The organism is Streptomyces sp. CO7 (assembly GCF_053474865.1).
Map to the genome: position 1 here is coordinate 1,044,892 of NZ_JBRIOU010000002.1, position 5,437 is coordinate 1,050,328.

Annotated in this window: 5 protein-coding genes; all 5 read right to left on the reverse strand. The window is 73.2% G+C overall.

Going from position 1 to position 5,437, the window contains the following annotated elements; all coding sequences use genetic code 11:
- The coding region (locus tag ACOV8S_RS06750) for a lipoyl domain-containing protein (protein ID WP_448316673.1) at window positions 1-248 on the reverse strand (248 nt) is incomplete at its 3' end.
- Window positions 241-1,206 carry an alpha-ketoacid dehydrogenase subunit beta gene (locus tag ACOV8S_RS06755; protein WP_448316674.1) on the reverse strand — a complete coding sequence of 322 codons (966 nt, stop codon included), beginning with the start codon at window positions 1,204-1,206 and terminating at the stop codon, window positions 241-243. The genes ACOV8S_RS06755 and ACOV8S_RS06750, both read right to left, overlap by 8 nt.
- On the reverse strand, window positions 1,203-2,117 hold the full coding sequence (locus ACOV8S_RS06760) for a thiamine pyrophosphate-dependent dehydrogenase E1 component subunit alpha (RefSeq protein ID WP_448316676.1): 915 nt from the start codon (window positions 2,115-2,117) through the stop codon (window positions 1,203-1,205). Before ACOV8S_RS06760 ends, ACOV8S_RS06755 begins: the two co-directional genes overlap by 4 nt.
- Window positions 2,114-3,610 (reverse strand): condensation domain-containing protein, encoded by a 1,497-nt coding sequence (locus tag ACOV8S_RS06765; protein ID WP_448316678.1) that lies wholly within the window; start codon window positions 3,608-3,610, stop codon window positions 2,114-2,116. Before ACOV8S_RS06765 ends, ACOV8S_RS06760 begins: the two co-directional genes overlap by 4 nt.
- Window positions 3,607-5,001 (reverse strand): class I adenylate-forming enzyme family protein, encoded by a 1,395-nt coding sequence (locus tag ACOV8S_RS06770; protein WP_448316680.1) that lies wholly within the window; start codon window positions 4,999-5,001, stop codon window positions 3,607-3,609. Before ACOV8S_RS06770 ends, ACOV8S_RS06765 begins: the two co-directional genes overlap by 4 nt.
- Window positions 5,002-5,437 lie beyond the last annotated feature (436 nt).

Consider the following 5,437-nt stretch of genomic DNA (forward strand, 5'->3'; position numbering starts at 1 on the left):
AGGGAGGGCTGCGCGCCCTCGGCCACCAGCTCCGCGATCACCTCGCCGGGCAGGCAGCGCGCGCCCTCCCGGACCAGCCGGCGGAACGTCCCGGCGGACCCGGCCTCCACCTCCTGGCTCGCCTTGGAGGTCTCGACCTCCGCGACCGGCTGGCCCTCGGTGACCGCCTCGCCGTCCTCGACCAGCCACGCGGTCAGCACGTAGTCGGTGTCGTTGTTGTTGAGCTTGGGCATCGACAGCTCAGCCACGCAGGGTCTCCCGGATGACACGGTGGACGGCCGAGGCGCCGACGAGCACCTCGCGCTCCAGATGGGGGGCGGTGGGGATGACCGAGTCCGCGGAGTGGATCAGGGTCACCGGCCGTGCGAGGTCCTGCCAGTGGCGCTCGTGGACCACCCGGGCCACCTCGGCGCCCCAGGTGCCTCCGGCGGTGCCCTCCTCGACCACGAAGACGTGCCGGGCCGGGGGAAGGTCGAGCTCGACGGGGTAGAGCCGGGAGGGCACCAGCAGGGTGCAGACGATCTCCTCCTCGAGCAGCAGGTCGCGCATCGCCTCCAGCACGCGGTGGGCCACGCCGCCGCCGGCCACGATCACGCAGTCCGGGTCGTCGGTGAGCCCGATCCGGGCGACGGGGCCGTCCTGCTGGAGCGTGAACGGCGGCTCGACCTCGCCCATCGGACGGGTGTAGAGCACCTTGTCCTCGAACAGGACGCAGGGCTCCTCGCGGGCCAGCATCTCGGCGAACACCTCGGCGTTGTCCCGGAACGGCGAGACCTCGTAGAGGGAGAGATGGGGCACGCCGATGAAGTGCTTCTGCGGGCTCTGGCTGTGCGTCGGGCCGTAGCCGCGGCCGCCGCCGACGGGACAGCGCACCACCATGCGCATCGGTACCCGACTGCCGTACATGGAGACCGACTTGGCGGCGAAGTTGACCAGCTGGTCGAAGGCGAGCGTGACGAAGTCGCCGAACATGATCTCCACCACCGCGCCGTCCCCGGCCAGCGCCAGCCCGGCCGCCACACCGGTGACGGCGTTCTCGCTGATGGGCGTGGTGAGGACCCGGTCCGGGAAGCGGGTGGAGAGCCCGCGGGTGACGCCGAAGGCCCCGCCGTACGGGTCGAGGACGTCCTCACCCAGCAGATGCATCCCCGCGTCCCGCTCCAGCACCGTGTGCAGCGCGGCGTTCAGGTTCTCGGAGACCCTCATGACGGCTCCCGACCGGCCACGTCACGGGCCACCTCGTCGATGTGCGCCCGGGCCCGGGCGTCCAGGCGCGCGAACCGCTCCGGGCAGAGGGCCGCGTACCGGCCGTACCAGTCCGCCGCCCGCGCCCGCTCGACGACCTCGGCGGGCCGGGTGTCGTCGCCCTTGCTGTGCGGACCGAGCCGGTGCGTGGCGAACTCCACCACCAGCGGCCGGCCTTCGCGCACCCGGTCGATCCGGGGGGCCAGCATGCGGCGGATCACGCCGAGGTCCACCGCGTCCGTGCGGACGTGGTCGATGCCGAACGCGGCGGCGCGCCCCGCGACGGTGCCGGCCATGTTGGCGGAGACCGGCGTGGTCTGGGCGATGCCGTTGTTCTCCACCACCACGAGCAGCGGCAGCCGCCACAGCGCGGCCAGGTTCAGCGCCTCGTAGACGGCGCCCTCGCCGAAGGTGCCGTCCCCGATGTGGACGCAGGCCAGCGCACCGGGCTCGGCGCGCCTCAGGTGCAGCGCGACCCCGCACGCCACCGGCAGGCTCTCGCCCTGGACCCCGGTGGACAGGAAGCGGTCCCGTCGGATGTGCTGGCTGCCGCCCACCCCGCCGCACACCGCGCCGCGCCGGCCCATGATCTCCGCGAGCAGGCCCTCGTAGTCCTCGAAGCGCGCCAGGTAGTGGCCGTGGCCGCGGTGGTTGCTGAAGACGTGGTCCTCCGGCCGCAGCAGCGGTCGCAGGGCCACCGGGATGTACTCCTGCCCCAGGCAGGTGTGGGTGGTGCCGTTGAGCATGCCCCGGCCGAACAGCTCCAGCAGCTTGAGTTCGAAGGCCCGGACGGAGAGGAGCAGCGAGAGGTCCTCGTCGGCCGGCTCCTCCAGGGGCGGCGCGTGCCCGCGCTCGGAGGTGGTGACGGTCATCCGCGGACCACCGCCACCACGCCCGCGACGGTCGGGTTGTCGAAGAAGTCGTCCAGCGAGATCTCCACGCCGAGCTGCTGCTCCATCCGGGAAATGATCTGGGTGATCGTCAGCGAGTGGCCGCCCAGGTCGAAGATGTCGTCGTGCGGTTCGATCGGCGACAGCTCGAGCACGGCCTCCCAGATGGCCGTGACCTGAGCGGTCATCGGATCGTCGGCGGTGGACGCGGCGTCCGGGGTGGTCGCTTCGGGCAGGGCGGCCGCGGTGGAGGGGGCGATCGCGGCGTCCGGGGAGGACGCGGCGGCCTCGGCGGCGGGCGGCGTCGTGGCCCCCGTGGCCGGCACGGCGGTGAAGGGCGTCAGCTCACCCAGCGACCGGTCCGGCCCCTCCGCGACGGCGGCGAGCAGCCGGGTGAGGTCGTCGGCGAACCGCGCCGGGTCGGTGAGCTCGCGCGGATCGTGGCGCAGCGAGACCCAGGCACCGGTGGCGCCCTGGACGACCTGCAGCTGCAGGGCGCCGCGGACACCGTGGTTGAAGGCGAGCCACTCCACCTCGCCCAGCGCCGGACGCTCCTCGGCGAGCCGGCGGTAGCTGAGCGAGACGGGGGCGAGCGCCGCGTGCGGCCGGAGGCCCGGGACGGCCCGGGCCAGCGGGACCTCGCGGTGCCGGTAGATGCCGCGCAGCTCGGCGCGCAGGGAGGCGGCGAAACCACGGAAGGGCGTGCCGGAGGTCGGGCGGGAGGCGAGCGGCAGCTCGTTGACCCAGCAGCCGATCTCGCCGCCCAGCTCCTCGGGCCGGGTGGACAGGTCCAGGGCGGTGACCACCTCGCCGTTGCCGTAGGAGGCGAGCAGGGTGTGCAGCGCGGCCGTCAGCACCTCGAAGCGGCTCAGTCCGTCGAGCCGGGGGACGTCGAGGGGGAACTCGAGCACGGCCCCCTCCGAGGTGGCGCGGGAGCGCAGCACCTCGCCGGCCACGACGGTCCGCTCGGCCTGGTGCGGGCGCCCGGCCCAGAAGGCGGCAGCCTCCGCCGGGTCCGGCGACGCCGCGTCTCCCTCGGCCCGCGCGGTGCCGGGAGGGTCCAGGACGCCGCCGGCCACCAGCGTGTCCAGGTCGGCGACCAGCACGTCCTTGGAGCCGCCGTCGAATACCAGGTGGTGGGCGACGACGACCAGGGTGTCCGCGCCGACCAGGGCGAAGCGCACCAGGGGGCCGACGGCCAGGTCGAACGGCCGGCCGACCACCTCGTCGACCGTGGCGGCCCTCCGCAGAACCGGCAGTTCGGCGGCGGGGACCAGACGCGGAACCCCGTCGCTCTCCGCCACGGCGCTGCCGAGCACCGGGTGCCGCTGCACCAGGGCGTGGCAGGCCTTGGCGAGGGTGTCCGGATCCGGCTGTCGGGAGAGGCGGATCACGACGGGCATGTGGTAAGCGGTGCCGGCTCCCTTCCGGGCGGCGATCCACATGCCGTGCTGGGCGGGGGAGAGCTGGCTCATCGGACGGCCTCTCGGAGCGTGCGCTTGTCGACCTTGCCGCCGTGGTTGCGGGGCAGGGAGTCCAGGGTGACCAGGCGGTACGGCTGCTCGTGCGGGGCCAGCCGCCCGGTGAGGAAGGCCCGTAGTTCGGTGTGGTCGACGCTGCCGACCACCGCGATCGCCACCGCCTTGCCGAGGGCGGGGTGCGCCACCCCGAAGGCCGCGGCCTCGACCACGTCCGGGTGCTGGTACACCGCCTCCTCGACGTGCAGCGTGGAGACCTTGTACGCCCCGGACTTGATGACGTCGCTCTCCCGGTCGACCAGGTAGAGGTAGCCGTCGTCGTCGATCCGGCCGAGGTCGCCCATCCGGACCCAGCCGTCGCGGAAGACCTCATCGGTGGCGCCGGAGTCGCCGAAGTAGGCGCGGCTCGCGGTGGGGGAGCGCATCCACACCTCGCCGGTCTCCCCGGCGGGCACCGGTTGGCCGTCCGGCCCGGCGATCCTGACCGCTCCGCCGGAGGCGGGCCGGCCGACGCTCGAGGGGCGTCCGGCGTCGTAGAGCATCACGGTCTGCGCGGGCGCGGCCTCGGTGGAGGTGTAGTAGTTGGCGATGGTCGCCCTGGGGAAGGCGACGGTGAGCTCGGCGGCCACCTTGGCGGGCAGCGGAGCGGCCGCGGACCCCAGCAGCAGCACACCGGACAGGTCGTGCCGGGTGTGCGCGCCCGCGGCCAGCATCTCGATCGCCATGGTGGGGACCAGGAAGACGGTGCCCGCCCGGTACTGCTCGATCAGCCGGGCGAAGCGCCCCGGGGTGAAGCGGCCGAGGGTGACCACGGTGGGGTGGGCGCCGATGGCGTTGGCGAGCATCCACTGGCCGGCGTTGGTGCCGATGGGGAAGGCGTGGGCCAGGTGCTGCGAGTGGGCGAAGGGCCTGCGCCGCCCGCCCCAGCCGTGCGCCAGGTTCGCGTGGGTGGCCAGCACGCCCTTCGGACGCCCGGTGGTGCCCGAGGTGTACAGGATCTGCGCCGGGTCGCCGGGGTGGGGGAGCTCCGGCGTGCCCTCGGCGGACGGGAGCTGCCCGGGGCGCAGCACCCTGGTCGCACCGCAGTGCCGGAGCATCGACTCGACGTCGGCCTCGGCCAGTTGGTCGGAGAGCGGGACGGCGACCGCCCGCGCCTTGAGCACGCCGAGGAAGGCGACGGCGTATTCCAGCCAGTCGCCGTTGCCGAAGACCAGGCCGATCCGTTCGCCCGGGGTCACTCCCTGGCCGAGCAGTCCGGCGGCCACGGCGTCGGAACGTTTCTCCCATAGATCGAACGGGAGCGCTCCCACGCCACTGAGAGCCATGGCCTCCCGTTCCGGCTCGGTGGAGGCTCGTGCTCGAAGCAGATGGCAGAGCGTCACGCTCATGGTGCTCCTACGCAACCGTAGTGGTATGGACCAATGTGGGGGTCGCGAGGCAGCAGCTTGTCAGCGTGCTGGTGGAACGTCAACCCTCAGTTTTCGCAAGGGGTTTGACTATTCCGACGGGCGAAACGTCCGGATGTCGCGTCACGCTCGGTGAATGCGGAAGGGGTGGAACCGCCTCCTCCGTGACCGTTCCGGACAGCCCTTGACTGCCGGACCGGCGACTGTTCATAGTGGCGCGAATCCAAGCGCACTCCTCCCCCCACACGAGTGGCGAAATCTGGACGGCCGGTCCTCCGGCGCGTCCGTGGACGGGTGGGACGCAGCCGACATGACACAGGGCTTACGGGGGCCCGGCAGCTCCCGGGGCGGGGCCGGCACGCCGGCCGGACCGGATCCGCTGCGGCCCGCCGGACGATCCGTGACCACACCTTCCGCC

Bases quoted from the DNA above. Each gene is read 5' to 3' on its own strand.
- ACOV8S_RS06765 (WP_448316678.1), bottom strand. From the start codon at position 3,610: ATGAGCCAGCTCTCCCCCGCCCAGCACGGCATGTGGATCGCCGCCCGG.
- ACOV8S_RS06760 (WP_448316676.1), bottom strand. From the start codon at position 2,117: ATGACCGTCACCACCTCCGAGCGCGGGCACGCGCCGCCCCTGGAGGAG.
- ACOV8S_RS06755 (WP_448316674.1), bottom strand. From the start codon at position 1,206: ATGAGGGTCTCCGAGAACCTGAACGCCGCGCTGCACACGGTGCTGGAG.
- ACOV8S_RS06770 (WP_448316680.1), bottom strand. From the start codon at position 5,001: ATGAGCGTGACGCTCTGCCATCTGCTTCGAGCACGAGCCTCCACCGAG.